General features: G+C 72.2%; 19 protein-coding genes and 1 pseudogene. 10 read left to right on the forward strand and 10 right to left on the reverse strand.

Annotated features, from left to right (window positions below):
* Positions 1–27: 27 nt before the first annotated feature.
* The 5 genes from ACFCZF_RS19810 (at position 28) to ACFCZF_RS19830 (ending at position 6,035) form a co-directional block, all read left to right on the forward strand.
* Positions 28–1,392, forward strand: coding sequence for an ABC transporter substrate-binding protein (locus ACFCZF_RS19810; RefSeq protein ID WP_376672746.1), 1,365 nt, complete (start codon positions 28–30; stop codon positions 1,390–1,392).
* 150 nt (positions 1,393–1,542) lie between these two features.
* Positions 1,543–2,343: a rhamnogalacturonan acetylesterase gene (locus ACFCZF_RS19815; protein WP_376672747.1), complete on the forward strand. Its 801-nt coding sequence runs from the start codon at positions 1,543–1,545 to the stop codon at positions 2,341–2,343.
* 61 nt (positions 2,344–2,404) lie between these two features.
* Positions 2,405–3,739: a polysaccharide lyase family 1 protein gene (locus tag ACFCZF_RS19820; RefSeq protein ID WP_376672748.1), complete on the forward strand. Its 1,335-nt coding sequence runs from the start codon at positions 2,405–2,407 to the stop codon at positions 3,737–3,739.
* Positions 3,740–3,823: 84 nt separating this feature from the next.
* Entirely contained in the window at positions 3,824–4,951 is a 1,128-nt protein-coding gene (locus tag ACFCZF_RS19825) for a pectinesterase family protein (RefSeq protein WP_376672749.1), read from the forward strand.
* Positions 4,935–6,035, forward strand: a complete 1,101-nt coding sequence (locus tag ACFCZF_RS19830) for a dienelactone hydrolase family protein (protein WP_376672750.1) — start codon at positions 4,935–4,937, stop codon at positions 6,033–6,035. Before ACFCZF_RS19825 ends, ACFCZF_RS19830 begins: the two co-directional genes overlap by 17 nt.
* Positions 6,036–6,075: 40 nt before the next feature.
* Here the strand turns inward: ACFCZF_RS19830 and ACFCZF_RS19835 are convergent, their stop codons facing one another.
* The 8 genes from ACFCZF_RS19835 to ACFCZF_RS19870 form a co-directional block, all read right to left on the reverse strand.
* Positions 6,076–6,915 (reverse strand): hypothetical protein, encoded by an 840-nt coding sequence (locus tag ACFCZF_RS19835; protein WP_376672751.1) that lies wholly within the window; start codon positions 6,913–6,915, stop codon positions 6,076–6,078.
* Complete coding sequence (locus ACFCZF_RS19840) at positions 6,912–7,481, reverse strand: SigE family RNA polymerase sigma factor (protein ID WP_376672752.1); 570 nt, start codon at positions 7,479–7,481, stop codon at positions 6,912–6,914. The genes ACFCZF_RS19835 and ACFCZF_RS19840 overlap by 4 nt, the downstream gene beginning before the upstream one ends.
* Positions 7,482–7,619: 138 nt before the next feature.
* Complete coding sequence (locus tag ACFCZF_RS19845) at positions 7,620–9,074, reverse strand: peptidoglycan D,D-transpeptidase FtsI family protein (protein ID WP_376672753.1); 1,455 nt, start codon at positions 9,072–9,074, stop codon at positions 7,620–7,622.
* Between the two features lie 53 nt (positions 9,075–9,127).
* Positions 9,128–9,787: a response regulator gene (locus ACFCZF_RS19850; RefSeq protein ID WP_376672754.1), complete on the reverse strand. Its 660-nt coding sequence runs from the start codon at positions 9,785–9,787 to the stop codon at positions 9,128–9,130.
* Between the two features lie 113 nt (positions 9,788–9,900).
* Complete coding sequence (locus ACFCZF_RS19855; RefSeq protein WP_376672755.1) at positions 9,901–11,166, reverse strand: sensor histidine kinase; 1,266 nt, start codon at positions 11,164–11,166, stop codon at positions 9,901–9,903.
* A complete protein-coding gene (locus ACFCZF_RS19860) occupies positions 11,163–12,170 on the reverse strand; it encodes a hypothetical protein (RefSeq protein WP_376672756.1) in 1,008 nt (335 codons plus the stop codon). Before ACFCZF_RS19860 ends, ACFCZF_RS19855 begins: the two co-directional genes overlap by 4 nt.
* A gap of 77 nt (positions 12,171–12,247) precedes the next feature.
* The gene (locus ACFCZF_RS19865) at positions 12,248–12,718 is read right to left on the reverse strand and encodes a GNAT family N-acetyltransferase (RefSeq protein WP_376672757.1); all 471 of its coding nucleotides are present in this window, start codon (positions 12,716–12,718) and stop codon (positions 12,248–12,250) included.
* Between the two features lie 3 nt (positions 12,719–12,721).
* A complete protein-coding gene (locus ACFCZF_RS19870; RefSeq protein WP_375920407.1) occupies positions 12,722–13,495 on the reverse strand; it encodes an IclR family transcriptional regulator in 774 nt (257 codons plus the stop codon).
* Positions 13,496–13,617: 122 nt separating this feature from the next.
* On the opposite strand from ACFCZF_RS19870, the gene ACFCZF_RS19875 reads away from it, so the two are divergent.
* The 5 genes and pseudogenes from ACFCZF_RS19875 to ACFCZF_RS19895 all read left to right on the forward strand — a co-directional run bounded on the left by ACFCZF_RS19875 (position 13,618) and on the right by ACFCZF_RS19895 (position 18,192).
* A complete protein-coding gene (locus ACFCZF_RS19875; protein ID WP_376672758.1) occupies positions 13,618–15,147 on the forward strand; it encodes an aldehyde dehydrogenase (NADP(+)) in 1,530 nt (509 codons plus the stop codon).
* 27 nt (positions 15,148–15,174) lie between these two features.
* A pseudogene (locus ACFCZF_RS19880) lies at positions 15,175–15,286 on the forward strand (DUF1349 domain-containing protein); the annotation flags it as partial.
* A 458-nt stretch (positions 15,287–15,744) separates the two neighbouring features.
* Entirely contained in the window at positions 15,745–16,248 is a 504-nt protein-coding gene (locus ACFCZF_RS19885) for a GNAT family N-acetyltransferase (RefSeq protein ID WP_376672759.1), read from the forward strand.
* A 76-nt stretch (positions 16,249–16,324) separates the two neighbouring features.
* On the forward strand, positions 16,325–17,038 hold the full coding sequence (locus ACFCZF_RS19890) for a DsbA family oxidoreductase (RefSeq protein WP_376672792.1): 714 nt from the start codon (positions 16,325–16,327) through the stop codon (positions 17,036–17,038).
* A gap of 59 nt (positions 17,039–17,097) precedes the next feature.
* On the forward strand, positions 17,098–18,192 hold the full coding sequence (locus ACFCZF_RS19895) for an aminotransferase class V-fold PLP-dependent enzyme (RefSeq protein ID WP_376672760.1): 1,095 nt from the start codon (positions 17,098–17,100) through the stop codon (positions 18,190–18,192).
* Between the two features lie 74 nt (positions 18,193–18,266).
* Here ACFCZF_RS19895 and thpD read toward each other — a convergent pair whose 3' ends face one another.
* Positions 18,267–19,166, reverse strand: a complete 900-nt coding sequence (gene thpD, locus ACFCZF_RS19900) for an ectoine hydroxylase (protein ID WP_376672761.1) — start codon at positions 19,164–19,166, stop codon at positions 18,267–18,269.
* A 6-nt stretch (positions 19,167–19,172) separates the two neighbouring features.
* The gene (locus ACFCZF_RS19905; protein ID WP_375920387.1) at positions 19,173–19,571 is read right to left on the reverse strand and encodes an ectoine synthase; all 399 of its coding nucleotides are present in this window, start codon (positions 19,569–19,571) and stop codon (positions 19,173–19,175) included.
* Positions 19,572–19,620 lie beyond the last annotated feature (49 nt).

Here is a 19,620-nt window from a genome sequence, read left to right on the forward strand (position 1 = left end):
GTTGGACCAGAAGAAGAGAGCCGACCAATGAAGATCAGCATGCGCAGCAGCAGAAGCACAGGCGGGCGCCGGACCTCCGCCGCCGTCGCCCTGGGGACCGTGCTCGCGCTGACCGCCACCGCCTGCGGTGACGACGGCAGCGGGGCGGGCGGCGACAAGGGCGCCGAGGGCAGCGGCAAGGGAAAGATCGTCTTCTGGGACAACAACGGCGGTATCCGTACGGCCGTCTGGAAGGAGATCATCGCCGACTTCGAGAAGGCGAACCCGGACATCGACGTGGAGTACGTCGGGATCGCCGCCACCGAGTACCAGTCCAAGGTCGACACCGCCATCCAGGGTGGCGGACTGCCGGACGTCGGCGGTGTCGGCGCGGCGATGCTCGCCGGGTTCTCGGCCCAGAACGCCCTGGAGCCACTGGACGACCGGCTCGCCAAGTCCTCCCTCGGCGGCAAGCTCAACAAGGACATGGTCGAGTCCCTGAAGGCGGCCGGCGGCGGCGACGGCACCCTGTACTCGGTGCCGACCTCCGCGAACAACGGCGTTCTCTACTACCGCACCGACCTGTTCGACAAGGCCGGTCTGGACGCGCCGACGACGTGGGACAAGTTCTACGACGCCGCCGAGAAGCTGACCGACGAGGACAAGAACGAGTTCGGTTACACCATCCGCGGCGGCTCCGGTTCCATCGCTCAGGCGCTCGACGCGATGTACGGGCAGTCCGGCATCACCTCGTTCTGGGACGCCGGCAAGAAGAAGACCACCGTCAACGACCCGAAGAACGTCGAGGCGCTCGAGAAGTACGCGGCCCTCTACAAGAAGGTCACGCCGGCCGCCGACGTCAACAACGACTTCGCCAAGATGGTCGCCCAGTGGGACTCCGGCACGATCGGCATGCTCAACCACAACCTGGGCTCCTACCAGGATCACGTGAAGGCGCTCGGCGTCGAGAAGTTCCGCGGCATTCCGCAGCCGGTCGGCGCTTCCGGCAAGCGGGTCCAGGTGTCCAACCCGGTCGACGGGCTCGGCGTGTTCAAGAGCTCCAAGAACAAGGAGGCCGCCTGGAAGTTCATCGAGTTCGCCACCTCGCCCGAGCAGAACTCGAAGTTCAACGAGTCGGCGGGGCAGGTGCCGTCGCACACGGAGGCCGCGAAGGACGCGTGGATCCAGAAGGCGGAGCCGACGAAGCTGGCGGCCGAGGCGCTGAACGACGGCTCCACGACCATCGTCCAGCTGCCGTACTACCTGCCGGACTGGAACACGATGTCCAAGTCGGAGAGTGAGCCGGGCTTCCAGAAGGTGCTGCTCGGTGAGATGAGCGCGGAGTCGTTCCTCGACGGGCTGGCCGAGAAGCTGAATGAGGCGCAGGCCGAGTGGACGGAGCAGATGGGTTAGTTGAATCCGGGTTTCGCCGTGGGTGGTCCGTGGTTCGTTGCGGGCTGCGGGCCGCCTGTGGTTGATCGCGCTCACGCGGCGGAGCCGCATATGGATACAGCCCCGCGCCCCTGGGGGAGCTGTCCATCTCCTCTCCCGAAAGGTACCCGCGTGTCACTCAGCCGAAGACAGGTCGCTGCGGCTGCCGTCTCCGCCGTCCCCCTGGCATTCGCCGCCACCGGGACCGCCCAAGCCGGCGGACGCCGCTCCCGCACCCTCCACATCGCCGGCGACTCCACCGCCGCGCAGAAGTACGCCGACGCGGCGCCCGAGACCGGGTGGGGGATGGCGCTGCCCTTCTTCCTCCGCGAGGGACTCGGCGTCGCCAACCACGCAGTGAACGGACGGAGTTCCAAGAGCTTCGTCGACGAAGGGCGGCTGGACGTCGTCCTCGACGCGATCCGACCCGGCGACCTCCTGCTCGTCCAGTTCGCGCACAACGACGAGAAGGACCAGGACCCCACCCGCTACACCGAGCCCTGGACGACGTACCAGGACTACCTCCTGCTGTACGTCGACGGCGCCCGGGCCCGCGGGGCGCGGCCGGTGCTGGCCACGCCCGTCGAGCGGCGCCGGTTCGACGCGGCGGGCGACGCGCGGCCGAGCCACGGGGAGTACCCGGCGGCGATGCGGGCGCTCGCGCGACAGGAGGGCGTGGCGCTGCTCGACGTACAGGCGCTGTCGCTCGCGCTGTGGCAGCGGCTCGGTGCCGAGGGCACCAAGGCGTACTTCAACTGGACCGCCACCGAACAGGACAACACCCACTTCAACCCGCCCGGCGCGATCGCGGTCGCCCGGCTCGTCGCGCGGGAGCTGTCGCGCACGCGGGTGCTGGCGCACCGGGACGTGCGCCGGCTGGACGAGGAGATCCCCGAGTCCTGGATCAACTGGCCGGCCTCGGCGACCGCGTAGCACCCCCGACCCACGGAAAGCGCGTAGCACCCCCGACCAACGGAAAAGGGAGAGCCGCACCATGAGCACACAGGGATGGCATGGGCATGCCATGAACAGAGCCGCCGCGCTCGCCGGCTGCACCGCCCTCGTACTGACCCTGACCGCCGCCACCGCCCAGGCCCGCCCCGGCCACCACCACCCCCGCGACACCGCCCGGCAGACCCTGCCGGCCAACGACGGCTGGGCCTCCCACGGCACCGGCACCACCGGCGGGGCCGCCGCCGACGCGGAGCGTGTGTACACCGTCTCCACCTGGGCCGAGTTCAAGGCCGCCCTCGCCGCCGGCGGCAGCGCGCCCAGGATCGTCAAGGTGAAGGGCACGATCGACGCCGTCTCCGAGGGCTGCGACGCCTTCGCCGCGCCCGGCTACGACTTCGGCGCCTACCTGGAGAAGTACTCCCCGCAGAGCTGGGGGCTGGAGACCGACCTGAGCGACGAGCCCGACGACAGCCCCGAGGGACTGCGCCGCGCCTCCGCCGCTCGGCAGAACCAGGCCATCAAGGCGAACGTCCCCGCGAACACCACGATCATCGGCGTCGGGCGGGACGCCGGCCTCAAGGGCGCCAGTCTCCAGATCAAGGGCGTCGACAACGTCATCGTCCGCAACCTGACCTTCGAGAGCCCCGTCGACTGCTTCCCGCAGTGGGACCCCACCGACGGCGACAAGGGCAACTGGAACTCCGAGTACGACAGCGCCGTCGTCTACGGCTCCACCCACGTCTGGCTGGACCACAACACCTTCACCGACGGCGAGCACCCCGACAGCGCGGCGCCCACGCACTTCGGCATGCTGTACCAGCAGCACGACGGCCAGCTCGACATCGTGCGCGGCGCCGACTACGTCACCGCCTCCTGGAACGTCTTCACCGAGCACGACAAGACGATCCTCATCGGCAACAGCGACAGCGAGTCCACCGCCGCCGGCGACCGCGGGCACCTGAGGACGACCTTCCACCACAACCTCTTCAAGGACCTCGTCGAGCGCGCGCCCCGGGTCCGCTTCGGGCAGGTCGACGTCTACAACAACCACTTCGTGGCGGGCGACGACTACGCCTACAGCTTCGGCGTCGGCAAGGAGTCCCAACTCGTCGCCGAGCACAACGCCTTCACCCTGCCGGACGGCGTCAGCCCCGCGAAGGTGCTGAAGAGGTGGAACGACTCGCCGCTCACCGCCGCGCACAACCGAGTCAACGGCCGGAGCGCCGACCTGATCGCCGCGCACAACGCGGAGAACCCGGACGCGGTCCTCCGGTCCGGCGCGGGCTGGACGCCGACCCTGCGCACCAAGGTCCTCCCGGCCTGGGCGGTCCCCTTCGTCGTCGACCACGGCGCGGGCGCCGGCCGCCTGCGCTGACGCCCCGATACCGAGGGCCGGGGCGCCCGCACCGCCCCGGCCCTCCCACACCCGCAACGCAAGCGCACCCGAAGGAGCACCGGCATGCCCCGACCCGCCCTGTCCCGCAGAGGCTTCCTCCTGACCACCGCCGGCGCGGGCGCCGCCCTCGGCCTCGCGGCCGGCCCCGCCGTCGCAGGCACCCGCCCGCGCCCGCGTCCCTTCGGCAGGTACGGCTCCCCGGCCGCCCGCCGCACCCCGAAGACCCTGTACGTCGACCCGCACGGCCGCGGCGACTTCACCTCCGTACAGGCCGCCGTCACCGCCGCCGAGGGCCCCGGCTGGACGCTGGTCCTCGCCCCCGGCACCTACCGCGAGACGGTCTCCGTCGACGCCGACCGCACCGAAACGACATGGCTCGGCGCCGGTGGGGACCCGCGCGACGTCGTCATCGTCTTCGACAACGCGGCCGGCACCCCCAAACCGGACGGCTCCGGCACCTACGGCACCAGCGGCTCCGCCACCACCACCGTGCGGGCCGACGGCTTCACGGCCCGTCGGATCACCTTCGCCAACGACTGGCTGCGCGCCGACCACCCCGACTTCACCGGCACCCAGGCCGTCGCCATCAAGGTCCAGGGCGACCGCTCGGCGTTCCACCACTGCCGCTTCCTCGGCCACCAGGACACCCTCTACGCCGACACCCGCGACCTCGGCCACTTCGCCCGCCAGTACTACGCCCACTGCTACGCCGAGGGCGACGTCGACTTCGTCTTCGGCCGGGCGACGGCCGTGTACGAGGGCTGCCACTTCCGCACCCTGGTCCGCACCGACCTGTCCGGCGCCCCCCACGGCTTCGTGTTCGCCCCGTCCACGGCGGGCGCCAACCCGCGCGGCTACCTGGTGACCCACGGCCGCGTCAGCAGCGAGGCCCCCGACGGCTACTACAAGCTGGCCCGCCCCTGGGTGCCCAGCTCCGACACCACCGCCCGCCCGATGCTCACCGTGCGCGAGACCCACCTCGGCGCGGGCATCGACGCGGTGGCGCCCTACGCCAACATGCGGGACGCGCACCCCTGGCAGGAGCAGCGCTTCCGCGAGTACCGCAACACCGGCCCCGGCGCCGAGGTCACCGTCCCGGAGAACCGGCCCCGGCTCACCCGCGCCGAGGCGGCGTCGCACACCCGGGAGGCGTACCTCGGCGACTGGCGGCCGTATGCCCGTCACCGGTGACCTGCCCGACGACCCGGCCGGTGTGCTGCCCGGCTTCCATCCGGCGCTCAAGGACGAACTGACCTTCCCGCTGGCCTGGGGCACCTCGCCGGAACGGGACTTCGAGGCGTGGCGGCGGGCGGCCCGCGCGACGGTCGAGGAACATCTCCTCGTCGGCCGGCAGGACGACACGCCGTACGCCCCGGAGTTCACCGCCCGCTCGGGCGGCGACGGATACACGCGGCAACTGGTCACCCTCTCCCTCACCCGCTACGGGCGGGTCCGCGGCGCCCTGCTCACCCCGCACGGCGCCGGGCCCTTCCCGGCCGTCCTGCTCCTGCACGACCACGGCTCCCGCTTCGACATAGGCAAGGAGAAACTGGTCCGGCCCTGGTACGACGACACCCGGCTCGCCGCCGCCGAGGACTGGACGGACCGGCACTTCGACGGGCGCTTCCTCGGCGACGAACTGGCCAGGCGCGGATACGTCGTGCTCTGTGCGGACGCCCTGGGCTGGGGCGACCGCGAACCGCTCACCTACACCCGGCAACAGGCCCTGGCCGGCAACCTCTTCCACCTCGGCGGTTCCCTCGCCGGGCTCCTGGCCCGCGAGGACGAGCGCGCCGCCGGCTTCCTGGCCTCCCTCGACCGCGTCGACGCCCGGCGGGTCGCGGCCGTCGGCTTCTCCATGGGCGGCTACCGCGCCTGGCAGACCGCCGCCCTCAGCGACTCCGTCGCCGCCGCGGTGAGCGTGTGCTGGATGACCGGCCTGAAGGAGATGATGGTGCCCGGCAACAACACCCTGCGCGGGCAGTCGGCGTTCCACATGCTGCACCCCGGACTCGCCCGGTACCTCGACATCCCCGACGTGGCGAGCATCGCCGCGCCCAGGCCGATGCTGTTCCTCGGCGGTGGGCAGGACCGCCTGTTCACCGCCGAGGGCGTCCGCACCGCCTACGCCAGGCTGCGCGCCGTCTGGCACTCCCGCGGCGCCGCCGACCGGCTCCGCACCGAGACCTGGCCGGACGTCGGCCACGCCTTCCCGGCGCGTATGCAGGACGCGGCCTTCGGATGGCTGGAGTCGGTCATCGCCGTACCGGCCTGACCGCCCGCGGAGAGAGGGTTGCCGCGTCCTCGGAGGTCCGTCACGAAAGAGCGAAGTCCCCCCGCACCGACAGCCGTCCGGGCCCGGCGGTGGCCGTCGCGGAGTAGCTGTCGCCACCCGCGTCCCGGCCGCCGCGGTCGTGGTCGTACTGGCCGGCGAACATCCACTCGCCCGCCGGGACCGTGCGGCCCTGCTTGAGCGTCCACCGGTAGGCGAGGAAGCCGTCCCGCTCCTCGACCGTGAACGTGAAGTCCTCCTCCGGCAGCGACCGCCAGGCGCCGGTGGACGTGACCCCGCCGGTCTGCGCCACCCGGAGCTCGACGGTGAGCGCGGTCAGCGGTTCACCGGTCTTCAGGGTGATGTTGCTCTGTGCCCAGAAGTCGTTGCTGTGCGGGTCCACCGAACCGTCCGACCACAGCGGGCCGTCCGCGACGGCGGAGACGGGCGCCCGGGCGGTCGCGCCCCCGGTCGCGGCCGGTGGCCGGGAGGACGCGGGGGTGTCCGGGGTCTCCGTCCCGGGCGGGGCACTCGGCGTCGGGTCGGCCGGCGGGGCGGGCGCCCGGCTGGTGGCGGCCTCCGGAGACGGTGTGGGTGTCGGCGAGGTGGCGACCGCACGCTGCCGGGGAGCGTCGTCCTTGACCGCGGACGCGACCGCGTAGCCGCCGACCGCCAGGACGCCCGCCACCGCGGCCGTTGCACCGGCCACCCGGGCCCAGCCCAGCAGCGGTGGACGGGCCGCCCGGTGGTGCCCGGAGCGGTCCTGGCCCGCCATGCCGCGCTCGACCCGGGCCAGGATGCGCGCCCGGTCGGGTTCGTGCGCCCCGGCCGCCTCGTGCAGCCGGGTGCGCAGCTCCTCGTCCACGTCCCGCCGCCCGGTCATCGGTTCCTTCCCGCGGCCCCACCGCTGCCCGCGATCACCGCGTGCACCTGCTTCGGAGCCGCCCGCGTGCCGAGCAACCGCTGCAGTTCGGCCATCCCCTTCGACGTCTGGCTCTTCACCGTACCCACCGAGACGCCCAGGGCGAGCGCCGTGTCCCTCTCGGAGAGGTCGAACGCGTGCCGCAGCACCACGCACGCCCGCTTGCGGAAAGGCAGCCGGCGCAGCGCCCCCTGGACGTCCACCACACCCGCGACGTCCGGGTCCTCCGTCCTCTCCTCGCGCTGCGACCAGAACAGGGCGACCCTTCTGCGCTCCCGCACGGTGGCGCGGACCCGGGTGCGGGCGAGGTTGGCGACGACACCGCGTGCGTACGCCGCCGGATGGTCGGCCGCGCGGACCCGGTCCCAGCGGTGCCACAGGGCCAGCAGGGCGTCCGACGCCAGGTCGTCGGCGGCGTCCGGCTCGCCGGTCAGCAGGTGGGCGAGGCGGGAGAGTTCGGCGTAGTGGCGCTCGAAGAAGGCGTGGAACTCCGCGGCGGCGGCGGCGTCGTCGACGACTGTCCCCACGGCGGACTCTCCTCGCAGCGGCTTCCCCGGCGTCGAACAGCCGTGCGCCGGGCCGGAGTCCGGCACTGTAGCAGCGTCCGACGCGCCGCCGTGCGGTGCGTCGAACGCCGTGTGGCAGACCGAACCGGCCCGGGGGAGTCAGCCCTTGAGTGCCGCCTCCATCATCGCCTTGGCCACCGGGGCCGCCAGGCCGTTGCCGCTGACCTCGGAACGGGCCGCGTCGGACTGCTCGATGATGACCGCCACGGCGACCTCCTTGTCCGACGTGTCGGACTTGGCGTACGAGGTGAACCAGGCGTACGGGGTCTTGCTGTTGTTCTCGCCGTGCTGGGCCGTGCCCGTCTTGCCGCCCACGGTCGCGCCGGAGATCTGCGCGTTCGACCCCGTGCCCTTGTCGACGACGGTCTCCATGGCCGACTGGAGCTGTTCGGCGGTGGAGGCGGAGACGATCCGCTTCGAGTCCGGGTCGGTGTGGTCCTCCAGGACGTCACCGCCGCTGTCGGTGATCTGCGACACCATGTGCGGGGAGACCAGCTCGCCGCCGTTGGCGAGGGCCGCCGAGACCATCGCCATCTGCAGCGGGGTCGCCGTCACGTCGAACTGGCCGATGCCCGTCAGGGCCGTCGACGACCTGTTCATGTCCTTCGGGTACACGCTCGTGTATGCCCGCACCGGCACGTCCTGCGACTCGTCGTTGAAGCCGAACTTCTCGGCCGTCGCCCGCAGCTTGTCCTGCCCGAGGTCGACGGCCATCTTCGCGAAGACGTTGTTGCACGAGTACTGCAGCGCGGTGCGGATCGTGGCGTTCTCGCAGGGGGCGTTGGGGTTCTCGTTGGTCAGGTCCGTCACGGTGCCCGGCAGCGTGTACGGGTCCGGGCTGTCGGTCTTCTCGTCCACCGACCCGTACAGCCCGTCCTCCAGCGCGGCGGCCGCCACCACCAGCTTGAACGTCGAGCCCGGCGGCAGCGGCTGGCGCAGCGCGCGGTTGGTCAGCGGCTTGTCGGGGTCGTTGGTGAGCCTCTCCCAGGCCTCACCGGCGGTGTTGGCGTCGGTCAGCGACGTCGGGTCGTACGACGGGGTCGACACAACCGACAGGATCCTGCCCGTCTTCGGGTCGATCGCGACGGCGGCGCCCTTGGTCTCGCCCAGCGCCTCGAACCCGGCCTTCTGCACCTCCGGGTCGATCGTCGTGACCACGTTGCCCGGCTCGGCCCGCGTGTCGGTGATCGTGTCCATCACCGTCTTCAGCCGCGGGTCGGTGCCGTTGAGCACGTCCTGGTAGATGCCCTCCAGCTGCGTCGGCGCGTACGCCTGCGAGGCGTAGCCCGTCACCGCCGCGTACAGCTTGCCCTTCTCGTACGTCCGCTTGTAGGCGAGGTCACCCCCCTTCGTGGGCGCCGAGCCGGTGATCGACCGGCCGGCCACGATGATGTTCCCGAGCGGCTCCGCGTACGTCTCGATCGCGTTCCGCCGGTTTTCCTTGTCGTCCGCGAGTGCCCGGCCCTCGTAGAACTGCACCCAGGTCGCTCTGATCAGCAGAGCGAACACCAGGAGCAGCGTGAAGACCGATGCGCGCCTGATCGTCTTGTTCATCCCGCTGGAAAGACGAACGGGCGGGAGCGAATCGTTCCGTCCGCCCCGATTTCTCATCTTCCGTTCATGAAGCCCGCCTCGTAGGCCCGGATGACCGCCTGGGTGCGGTCCCGGGCGCCGGTCTTCGCCAGCACCGACGCCACATGGGTCTTCACCGTGGCCGGCCCGACCCCCATGCGCTGCGCTGTCTCCGCGTTGGTCAGCCCGGTCGCCATCAGGCGCAGCACCTCGCCCTCGCGTTCGGTGAGCCGCGCCACCCAGGCCGGCCGGGCGGGGTTCGCGCGCGCGTGCTCGGCCGCCAGCGTCCGTACCGCCGCCGGGAACAGCAGCGTGTCGCTGTGCGCCACCAGCCGTACGGCCCGGACGAGCGTGTCGGCGTCGGCGCGCTTGAGCAGGAAGCCGGCGGCCCCGGCGCGCAGCGCGTCGTAGACGTAGGAGTCGTTCTCGAAGGTGGTCACGACCACGATGCGGGGCGGTACGTCGAGGGTGGCGAGGATCTGCTCGGTGGCGCGGATGCCGTCGACCTCGGGCATGCGGACGTCCATGAGGACCACGTCCGGCCGGGTCTCCCGGACGACGGAGACGGCCTCGGCGCCGGTGGCCGCCTCGCCGGCGACCTCCAGGTCGGGTTCCGCGGAGAGGATGGCGCGCAGGGCGGTGCGGACCATGCGCTCGTCGTCGGCCAGGACGATCCGGATCGGCGGGCGGGTCACACGGTCTCCTTCGGGCGGGTCACGCGGTGTCTTTCATGCGGGTTCACGCGGTGTCTTTCGGGCGGGTCACGCGGTGTCTTCCGAGTAAGTCTCACGGTCTCCTTCGGGCGGGGTCATACGGTTCCCTTCAGCGGCAGTCGTACATGGAGCCGCCACGCCCCCTCGACGCTGCCCGCCTCGGCCGCGCCGCCCAGCAGACGGGCCCGGTCGGCGATGCCGCGCAGTCCGTGGCCGCCACCGGGCCGGCGCGATGTGCCACCTGCCTCGCCGGCCTCGCCGAGGGGGTTCTCGACGGTGATCCGCAGGTGATCGTCCAGCACGTCGACGCGCAGCGCCACGGCGACCTGTCCGCCCGCGTGCCGGAGCGCGTTGCTCAGCCCCTCCTGCACGATGCGGTACGCCTCGCGGGAGACCAGCGGCGGAAGCGCCTCCGGGTCGGTGGCGACGGTGGCCGCCACCCGCAGTCCGCCCGCGCGGGTGCGGCGCAGCAGGCCGTCGAGGTCGGCGGCGAGCGTCGGCGCCGGCGCGGTGCCGGGCGCGTCGCCGTCCCGCAGCACGCCCAGCACGGCGTCGAGTTCGCCGACCGTGCGGCGGGTGGTGTCCTCGATCGCGGCGAGCGCCTCGCGGGCGAACTCCGGGTCGGTGTCCAGGAGCCGGCGGGCCGCGCTCGCCTGGAGGGTGACCGCGCTCAGGGCGTGGCCGACGGAGTCGTGCAGCTCGCGCGCGAGCCGGTTGCGGACGGCGAGGTCGGCGGCGCGTGCCTCGGCCGCCGCGACCCGGTCCGCGGGGGAGGGGCCGAGCAGCGCGGGCGCCCAGCGGGCCAGCAGCGCGCCGCACCCCGCGGCGCATCCGGCGAGCGCGACCAGCATCGCGACGCCCGCGACCGGCGCGAGCGCGAGCGCCCAGGTGTGGTGGAGGACGCCGGGCAGCCCCGCCCGCTCGTCGCGCAGCGCCGGTACGAAGGGCAGCGCGATCAGCGCGGCCGCGAACGGCGGCACCGCGAGCGACATCCCCGCGATGATCCCGCCGGTCCCCAGGTGCAGCGTGAACCAGGCCGCCGTCCGCCCCTTCTCGCCCTTGGTCCGGGCGGGCCCGTAGGCGAGCCGGTCGGCCTCCACGCCGCACAGCCACCGCACGACGCCGGACTCCAGGGTACGGGTCAGCGGGAACAGCGAGGTCACGGCGGCGAGCGGCAACCCGAAGGCGAACGAGGCCAGTTGCAGGGACAGGGAGCGGAAGACGTCCGCGTCCCCGGCGACGGGGCCGACGACGACCGAGCCGACGAGGACGTACGGCATGGCGAGCGCGCCGCCGAGGATCAGGTGGATCCACCGCAGGCGCGCCCGCCGGCCGAACAGGAACCGGGCGAGAGCGGTCACGGCAGCCTGCGGGCCGTGGCCGACCGCCGGGCGAGGAAGTGGGCGCCGACTGAGGCGAGGAGAAGGCCGACGGTCATCTGGCCAGCGTAGGCGAGCATCATCAGCGGTGCCGGGCGGTCGGTGGGATCGTCGGCCGGCATCAGCGCGGCGAGCAGCAGCCAGCCGCCCCAGCAGGCCGCGGCGCCGGAACAGACCCAGGCCGAAGCGAGGGGCACCGTGACCGGCAGGACGCGGGCGCGGCGGAAGGCGAGCAGCAGGGTGCCGACGACGGCCGCGAGAAGGAAGGCGACGTGCATGCCCTCCAGCGCGCGGAAGTCACCGGTGCGGTCCCCGGCCCCGAGCCCCGCCGTGCCGCCGCACGCCCAGTACAGCCGGACGGCGAGCGGGAACGACGCGAGGACCGCCGCGGCGAGAGCGACGGCCTGGTACGGCGCCCGGACGACGCCGGTCGGCAGCTCCCACACCCGCCCGCGCCACAGATGCCCCCAGCGGTCACGTGCGTAGAGCACGAACAGCGCCCCGAGGGCGAGCCCCTGCACGATGAACCCGGTGTACACGACCACGAACACCCACGGGTGGAGGAAGGCATCGCGTCCCGTGCCGGACGCCGTCGCGGTGTCGCCGCCGAACGCCCGGGTGAGGAGCTGCAGCGGGAACCCCGCCATGATCGGCGCGAGCAGCCCCCCGGCGACCCACACCGGGAACGCCAGCGGCCACGCGGGCACCCGCAGGCCCCACGGCCGGGTCAGCATCAGCGCCAGCACGATCAGACAGCTGTCCAGCAGCAGGGTGAGCCCGTTGGCCAGGACCATGGTGACCCGGTGGTCCAGCAGGACGCTGCCTTCGGGGATGCCGACCCGACTCCCCGCGATCCAGGCGACCTTGAGCGCGAGATACGGCAGACAGGCGAGGACCGCGACCGCCCGCAGCAGCCGGCGGGTCCGGGCGAGTCCGGGGAAAGTGGCGGCGGCCGGGGAGGGTGTGGATGCGAGCGTCTGCGTCATGCCACCACGCTCCCGCGCGGACACCCCGGGCACCTCCTGCGCACCGACGATCCGCCTCCGCCGCGCGGCGGAGCCGGTCAGCCCGCGAGGTGGAGGACGACCTCGTCGATCTCCTCGCCCCGGGCGGGGGCGAACCCCCGGGCGTGGGCGCTCTCTTCGAAGCCGCACTTCTCCAGGACACGCAGCGAACCGGTGTTGTCCGCCGCCGCCCGCGCGTACAGCGGACGGTCCGGCACTTCTGCCAGCAACACGCGCAGCGCCGCCGTGGCCACGCCCCGGCCCCAGTAGGCCCGGTCCACCCAGTACGTCACCTCGCGTTCGCCCGGCTCCCCGTACACCGCCGCGCTGCCGATGACGTCACCGTCGCCGAGGATCGTCCGGACGACGTCGACCGAGGCCCGGATCTTTCTCCAGTGGGCCTCGAAGGCATCCCAGTCCGCCGGATCCTTGGGGGTGAAGGCCGCCATGCGCAGGGCCTCCGGGTCGTTCATCTGCCGGAAGAAGACAGGCAGATCACTGTCGTGAACCTCGCGCAGAGCGATATGCATGGATCAGAGCCTACGCGTGGCCAGTGTCAGTCGGTCCCGTGCGTCGAACAGCGCGTCCTTCACCATCTGCTCGTGCGCGGGCGTCAGCCGCGCCACCGGCACCGAGCAGCTGATCGCGTCCCGCGCGGGGGTGCGGTAGGGGACCGCCACGCCGAAGCAGCGCAGCCCCAGCGTGTTCTCCTCGCGGTCCACGGCGAAGCCCTGCTCCCGCACCTGGTGCAGCTCCTCGATGAGCTTCTCCCGGTCGGTGATCGTGTGCTCGGTCAGCGCGGGCAGCGTGTCCGGGAGCAGCTTGCGGACCTGCTCGTCGGTGTACGTGCTCAGCAGCGCCTTGCCCAGCGACGTCGAGTGCGCGGGCAGCCGGCGGCCGACCCGGGTGAACGGCCGCAGGTAGTGCTGCGACTGGCGGGTGGCGAGGTAGACGACGTTCGTGCCGTCCAGCCGCGCGAGGTGGATGGTCTCGGTCGTGTCGTCGGACAGCCGGTCCAGCGTCGGCCGCGCCGCCGCGACCACCTCGTCGCCGTCGATGTACGACGTGCCGACCAGCAGCGCCCGTACGCCGATGCCGTACCGCGTGCCGGTCGCGTCCGTCTCCACCCAGCCCAGCTCCACCAGGGTGCGCAGCAGCATGTAGAGACTGGACTTGGGATAGCCGACGGCCTCCTGGACCGACGCGAGGGAATGCATACCGGGGCGTCCGGCGAAGTACTCGAGCAGTTCAACCGTCCGCACCGCGGACTTGACCTGCGCTCCGCCCCCCGTCTCGACTGCCGACATCGCCCTTGACCCCTTCGTTCGACGAGAAGCTGAAGATATAGTCTCCGACAGCATATTCATCAGTAGAGACAGCGTTCAGTATATCGAACGAGTTCCACGTACAGCACGTGAAGGGACCCGCGGTGGCAGCAGCACCAGTCTGGAGTGTCGACCCCCGTACCGGGAAGCAGCGTGAACAGGTCGCGGTGGAAGCCACCGCCCAGGAGGTGGACGCCGCCGTCCGCGCCGCGCACGCCGCCCGGGACGCCCTCGCCGACCGGAGTGTCCGCGCGGCTTTCCTGCGTACCGCCGCCGACGAGCTGAAGGCGGCCGAGAGCACCCTCGTCGAGGCGGCCGACGCGGAGACCGCGCTCGGCCCGGTCCGGCTCACCGGCGAACTCGCCCGGACCTGCTACCAGCTGCGGGCCTTCGCCGACATCGTCGACGAGGGCGAGTTCCTCGGTGTCGTCGTCAACCACCCCGACGACACCGCGACCCCGCCCATCCCGGACCTGCGCCGCTACAAGGTGCCCCTCGGCGTCGTCGCCGTCTACTCGGCCTCCAACTTCCCCTTCGCCTTCTCCGTCCCCGGCGGCGACACGGCGAGCGCCCTCGCGGCCGGCTGCCCCGTCGTCGTCAAGGCCCACCCCGACCACCCGGCCCTGTCCGAGCTGGTCGCCAAGGTGCTGCGCCGGGCCGCAGCCCGGCACGACGTCCCGGACGGCGTCGTCGGCCTGGTGCACGGCTTCGAGGCCGGCGTCGAACTGATCGGGCACCCGCTGGTCGCGGCGGCCGGCTTCACCGGGTCCGTGCGCGGTGGCCGCGCGCTGTTCGACGCGGCGGCGGCGCGTCCCGTCCCGATCCCCTTCCACGGCGAACTGGGCTCGCTGAACCCGGTCGTCGTCACGGAAGCGGCGGCCACCGAGCGGGCGGAGGCGATCGGCGCGGGGCTGGCCGGTTCGATGACCCTGGGCGTCGGCCAGTTCTGCGTGAAGCCCGGCCTGGTCCTGGTGCCGTCGGGCGCCGCCGGCGACGGCCTGGTCAAGTCCCTCACGGACGCGGTCAGCGACACCGACGCCGGCGTGCTGCTCGACCACCGCATGCGGGACAACTTCGTCGCCGGCGTCACCGAGCGCGCCGCGCTGCCCGACGTGGACTCCCCGGTGACGCCGGGCGCGGGCGGCGAGCACACCGTCGCCGCCGGGTTCCTCACGGTGCCGGCCGGGCGGCTGGCGGCGGAGGGCGAGCACGACCTGCTCCTGGAGGAGTGCTTCGGGCCGGTCACCGTGGTGGCCCGCTACGAGGACGAGGCCGAGGTGCGGGGGGTGCTGTCGCGGCTGCCGGGAAACCTCACGGCGACGGTTCAGCTGTCCGCCGAGGAGGCGGCGGGTCAGGGGCGCGGGGCGGAGATTCTCGCGGAGCTGACGCCGCTCGCGGGGCGGGTGCTGGTGAACGGCTGGCCGACGGGGGTCGCGGTTGCCGCGGCTCAGCAGCACGGGGGGCCGTACCCGGCCACGACCTCGACGTCCACGTCGGTGGGCGGTACCGCGATCGAACGGTGGCTGCGGCCGGTCGCGTACCAGAACACACCGGAGGCGTTGCTTCCCGCGGAGCTGCGGGACGGGAATCCGCTGGGGCTGCCCCGTCGGTTCAACGGGGTTCTGGAGCGGTAGGGACATGGATCTCGAACACTGACCTCTGCTTCCCTCGGCGGCGAGCGCTGGACCTTCGTCCGGCTGTTCACCCTGGGGGATGGGAAGGAGGCCGGCGGCCCTGCTCGGCTTCCTGGATCAGGCGCCGACGAGGGAGGGTTCGCCGCTGTTCGCCGGGGAGCGTACGTGAGGGTGCTTTAACTCGATCGTGTGATCGTCGGCTTCCGGGCTTGTGGTGGTCCGGGCCGTGCGGGCTACGGTGAGCGTGCGATCTGGGACGCCGGGTACGGCGCCAGTGTGCGGGGCCCCCGCTCCACCGGAGTGATGGTTCGGGGCCTCCCCGCCGCCTCTGGCCGTTGCCCAGTTGGCCAGGTCGTGAGGGAACTGGCCTCCCGGGACCGGACCACGGACAGGATCCGTGTCGCCGCCCTGGGGTTGAGTACGCCGGGGACCAGTGCGCCCAAGACCGTTCGGGGCGTGCGGCTGAACGGGCTCACTCCCGCTCAGTCCACAGGAACGGTGCGTGGTGACGTACGACCACCTGCAGTTCCGGCCGGCCTGGCCTGCGCGACGGCGTCTGACGCAACCGGAAGGCCCGGCTCCCGCGTCCTGCGTTGCATGATCGACGAACGTGTGACCGGAAGCCGGGTGATCCGTACCGTCCTGCCCGCCGAGGCGGAGACCGTGGCCGCCCTGCACGCCCGGGCCCGGGCGACGTACTACCCGGACGGGCTCCCCGATGACGGTTTCGACTGGGTCGCCGCTTGGCGCGGGGCCGCCGGGCGGGCCGACGGGCACGTGCTGTGCGCCGTGCAGCGGGGAAGCCTCGTCGGCATCGCCTCCTTCCGGGTCCCGGAGGGCGGCCCGGCGGACCAGGTCAAGCTGTTCCAGTTCCACGTCGATCCCGCCCACTGGCGTTCCGGCATCGGCACCGCCCTGCACACGGCCTGCGTCGAACAGTGGCGGGCCGACGGCAGGCGGACGGCCGTCCTGGACGTGCACGTCGACAACAAGCGCGCCCAGGCCTTCTACGACCGCCGGGGCTGGGTCCCCGACCCGGAGAACCCGCCGGCGGAGGGCGACCACCACCTGTTCCTGCGCTTCGGCGTGCCCGGGGAATGAGACCGACTGGTTGAAGGTTCACGTACGGGGCGGGGAAGGCCTCCGCAACCCGTACGACCTGGAGAAGAGCCGAGACATGCGCGTCGAGATCTGGAGCGACATCGCCTGCCCGTGGTGCTACGTGGGAAAGGCCCGCTTCGAGAAGGCGCTGGCGGCCTTCCCGCACCGTGACGGCGTCGAGGTGGTCCACCGGTCGTTCGAGCTGGACCCCGGGCGGGCCAAGGACGACGTCCAGCCCGTGCTGACGATGCTCACCGCCAAGTACGGCATGAGCGAGGCGCAGGCGCACGCCGGTGAGGACAATCTCGGCACGCAGGCCGCCGCCGAGGGACTGGACTACCGCACCCGGGGCCGCGACCACGGCAGCACCTTCGACATGCACCGGCTGCTGCACCTCGCCAAGGAGCGGGACCGGCAGGAGGCGCTGCTGGACGCGCTCTACCGGGCCAACTTCGCCGACGAGCGCTCCGTCTTCAACGACGACGAGCGGCTCGTGGAGCTGGCCGTCGCCGCCGGCCTGGACGCGGACACCGCCCGCGAGGTGCTCGCCGATCCCACCGCCTACGGCGACGAGGTGCGTGCCGACGAGGACGAGGCCGCGCGGCTCGGGGCCACGGGCGTGCCGTTCTTCGTGCTCGACCGGGCGTACGGCGTCTCCGGCGCCCAGCCCGCCGAGGTCTTCGCCCAGGCGCTGACCCGGGCGTGGGGCGAGCGCACGCCGCTGAAGCTGGTCGACGACGGGGGTGCCGAGGCGTGCGGCCCGGACGGGTGCGCGGTGCCCCGGAACTGAAACCGCAGGCGGGAAGGCTCGCATAAGCGATGCTTGGAGGAACCGCGTAGAAATACGTAATGGACGGGGAGGTCGCCGGGCCGCACGATGGTGCCATGGAGAGCTTCGAGAACCTCGTCCGTACCGAGTTCGCCCCGAAGACCACGTACCTGAACACCGCCGGCACCGGCCTGCTTCCCGCCCGGACCCTCGTCGCGATGCGTGACGCGGCGGCGTCCGCGGCGGAGGGACAGCCGCTCGACATGTTCGCGGACGTCGAGGCGTGCAGGTCCGCCTTCGCCCGGCTCGTGGGGGTGCCCGCCACCCGGGTCGCGGCCGGCGCCTCGGTCGCCACGTTCAGCGGGCTCGTCGCCGCCTCGCTGCCCGCGGGTGCCGAAGTCCTCACCGCTGAGGCCGACTTCAGCTCCCTGGTGAACCCGCTGCACACGCGCGGTGACCTGAAGGTGCGCAGCGTGCCGCTGGAGCGGATCGCCGAGTCGGTGGGCCCGGACACCGCGCTCGTCGCGGTCAGCGCCGTCCAGTCCGCCGACGGGCGGATCGCCGACCTCGCGGCGCTGCGGGACGCCGCCCGGGCGCACGGCGCGCGGACGCTGGTCGACGCCTCCCAGTCCAACGGGTGGCTGCCGCTGGCCGCCGACGACTTCGACTACGTGGCCGCCGTGGCCTACAAGTGGGTGCTGTGCCCCCGGGGCGTCGCCTTCCTCGTCGTACCGGAGGACCTGGGGGAGGCGGCCGGACTCACGCCGCTGTTCGCCGGGTGGGCGTCGGGCGAGCGTCCCTGGGACAGCTGCTACGGGCCCGTCGAGGAACTCGCGCACTCCGCACGGCGCTTCGACGAGAGCCCGGCCCTCTTCTCCTACACCGGGGCCCGGCACTCCCTGGCCCTGATCGAGGAGCTGGGCGTGGACGCCGTGCACGCCCACGACACCGCCCTCGCCGACCGGTTCCGGCAGGGGGTGCGCTCGCTCGGCCACGAGCCGGTGCCCGCGCCGGGTTCCGCGATCGTGGCGGTGCCCGGACTGGGCCACCGGCAGGGCGAGCTGGGCCGGGCCGGCGTGCAGGTCTCCGACCGGGCGGGCAATCTGCGGGCCGCGTTCCACGTCTACAACACCGCGGCGGACGTCGACCGGTTGCTGGACGTGCTGGCGGGCTGAGACGGCCCGGGACGGCATCGGGCAGGGGCCTCCCGTCCCACACGAAAAGGCCCCTGCCCGGGATCAGATGCGGGTCACTTCACCGGAGTGAAGTCCCGCGCGCCGATGAACTCCGGCCGCCGGATCGGTGCCGCGAACGGCTCGACCGCCGTGTTCTCCACGCTGTTGAACACGATGAACACGTTGCTGCGCGGGAACGGCGTGATGTTGTCGCCCGACCCGTGCATGCAGTTGCAGTCGAACCAGGTCGCCGAGCCGGCCTTGCCGGTGAACAGCTTGATGCCGTACTCCGAGGCCATCTTCGTCAGGCCCTCGTCGGACGGCGTCCCCGCGTCCTGCATCATCAGGGACTTCTTGTAGTTGTCCTTCGGCGTGGCCCCCGCGCACCCGAGGAACGTCTTGTGCGACCCCGGCATGATCATCAGACCGCCGTTGGTGTCGAAGTTCTCGGTGAGCGCGATCGAGACCGAGATCGTCCGCATGTTCGGCAGGCCGTCCTCGGCGTGCCAGGTCTCGAAGTCCGAGTGCCAGTAGAAGCCGCTGGCCCCGAATCCCGGCTTGACGTTGATCCGCGACTGGTGGACGTAGACGTCCGAGCCGAGGATCTGCCGGGCCCGGCCGACCACCCGCTCGTCGCGAACCAGCTTCGCGAACACCTCGCTGATCTTGTGCACCTCGAAGACCGAGCGGATCTCCTTGGACTGCGGCTCCACGATCGAGCGCTCGTCCGCGCGGATGGCCGGGTCGGTGGTGAGCCGCTCCAGCTCACGCGCGTAGACCTCGACCTCGTCCGGTCCGATGAGCTGGTCGATGGCGAGGAAGCCGTCGCGGTCCAGGGACTGCAGGTCACCGGCCGAGACGGGACCGGGCGTGTCCGGGGAGCCCCAGACGACCGGGTCCTGCCGGGGAGTCGCCACCTCGGTGGCGCCGCGGGTGGGATAGAGATCGGTGACGTTCGTGGTCGTGATGGTCACGGTGACTCACACCTCCTCGGTGAGCAGCGGGTAGACGCCGTTCTCGTCGTGATCCTCCCGTCCGGTCACGGGCGGGTTGAAGACGCAGAGGCAGTGGAAGTCCTCCTTGACCTTGAGCGTGTGCCGCTCGTGGCCGTCGAGGAGGTACATCGTGCCCGGCGTGATGGTGTACGTCTTCCCCGTCTCGCGGTCGGTCAACTCGGCTTCGCCCTTGGTGCAGACGACGGCCTCGATGTGGTTCGCGTACCACATGGACGTCTCCGTACCCGCGTACAGAATCGTCTCGTGGACGGAGAAGCCGACCTTCTCCTTCGCGAGGACGATGCGCTTGCTCTCCCAGGTGCCGGACGCCGACTTCACGTGCCGGTCGGTGCCTTCGATCTCCTTGAACGAACGGACGATCACGGTGTTGCGATGCCTCCTAGGTGAAGGGTGTGCAATGGTCCCCGGCGCC

The sequence above is a fragment of the Streptomyces sp. NPDC056296 genome (assembly GCF_042268605.1).
Taxonomy (GTDB): Bacteria; Actinomycetota; Actinomycetes; order Streptomycetales; family Streptomycetaceae; genus Streptomyces.

Excerpts from the sequence above, each read along its gene's own strand:
- ACFCZF_RS19830 (WP_376672750.1), top strand. The coding sequence starts at position 4,935 with ATGCCCGTCACCGGTGACCTGCCCGACGACCCGGCCGGTGTGCTGCCC.
- ACFCZF_RS19870 (WP_375920407.1), bottom strand. The coding sequence starts at position 13,495 with ATGTCGGCAGTCGAGACGGGGGGCGGAGCGCAGGTCAAGTCCGCGGTG.
- ACFCZF_RS19865 (WP_376672757.1), bottom strand. The coding sequence starts at position 12,718 with ATGCATATCGCTCTGCGCGAGGTTCACGACAGTGATCTGCCTGTCTTC.
- ACFCZF_RS19895 (WP_376672760.1), top strand. The coding sequence starts at position 17,098 with ATGGACGGGGAGGTCGCCGGGCCGCACGATGGTGCCATGGAGAGCTTC.
- ACFCZF_RS19890 (WP_376672792.1), top strand. The coding sequence starts at position 16,325 with ATGCGCGTCGAGATCTGGAGCGACATCGCCTGCCCGTGGTGCTACGTG.
- ACFCZF_RS19845 (WP_376672753.1), bottom strand. The coding sequence starts at position 9,074 with ATGAACAAGACGATCAGGCGCGCATCGGTCTTCACGCTGCTCCTGGTG.
- ACFCZF_RS19860 (WP_376672756.1), bottom strand. The coding sequence starts at position 12,170 with ATGACGCAGACGCTCGCATCCACACCCTCCCCGGCCGCCGCCACTTTC.
- ACFCZF_RS19835 (WP_376672751.1), bottom strand. The coding sequence starts at position 6,915 with ATGACCGGGCGGCGGGACGTGGACGAGGAGCTGCGCACCCGGCTGCAC.
- ACFCZF_RS19820 (WP_376672748.1), top strand. The coding sequence starts at position 2,405 with ATGAGCACACAGGGATGGCATGGGCATGCCATGAACAGAGCCGCCGCG.
- ACFCZF_RS19885 (WP_376672759.1), top strand. The coding sequence starts at position 15,745 with ATGATCGACGAACGTGTGACCGGAAGCCGGGTGATCCGTACCGTCCTG.
- ACFCZF_RS19825 (WP_376672749.1), top strand. The coding sequence starts at position 3,824 with ATGCCCCGACCCGCCCTGTCCCGCAGAGGCTTCCTCCTGACCACCGCC.
- ACFCZF_RS19810 (WP_376672746.1), top strand. The coding sequence starts at position 28 with ATGAAGATCAGCATGCGCAGCAGCAGAAGCACAGGCGGGCGCCGGACC.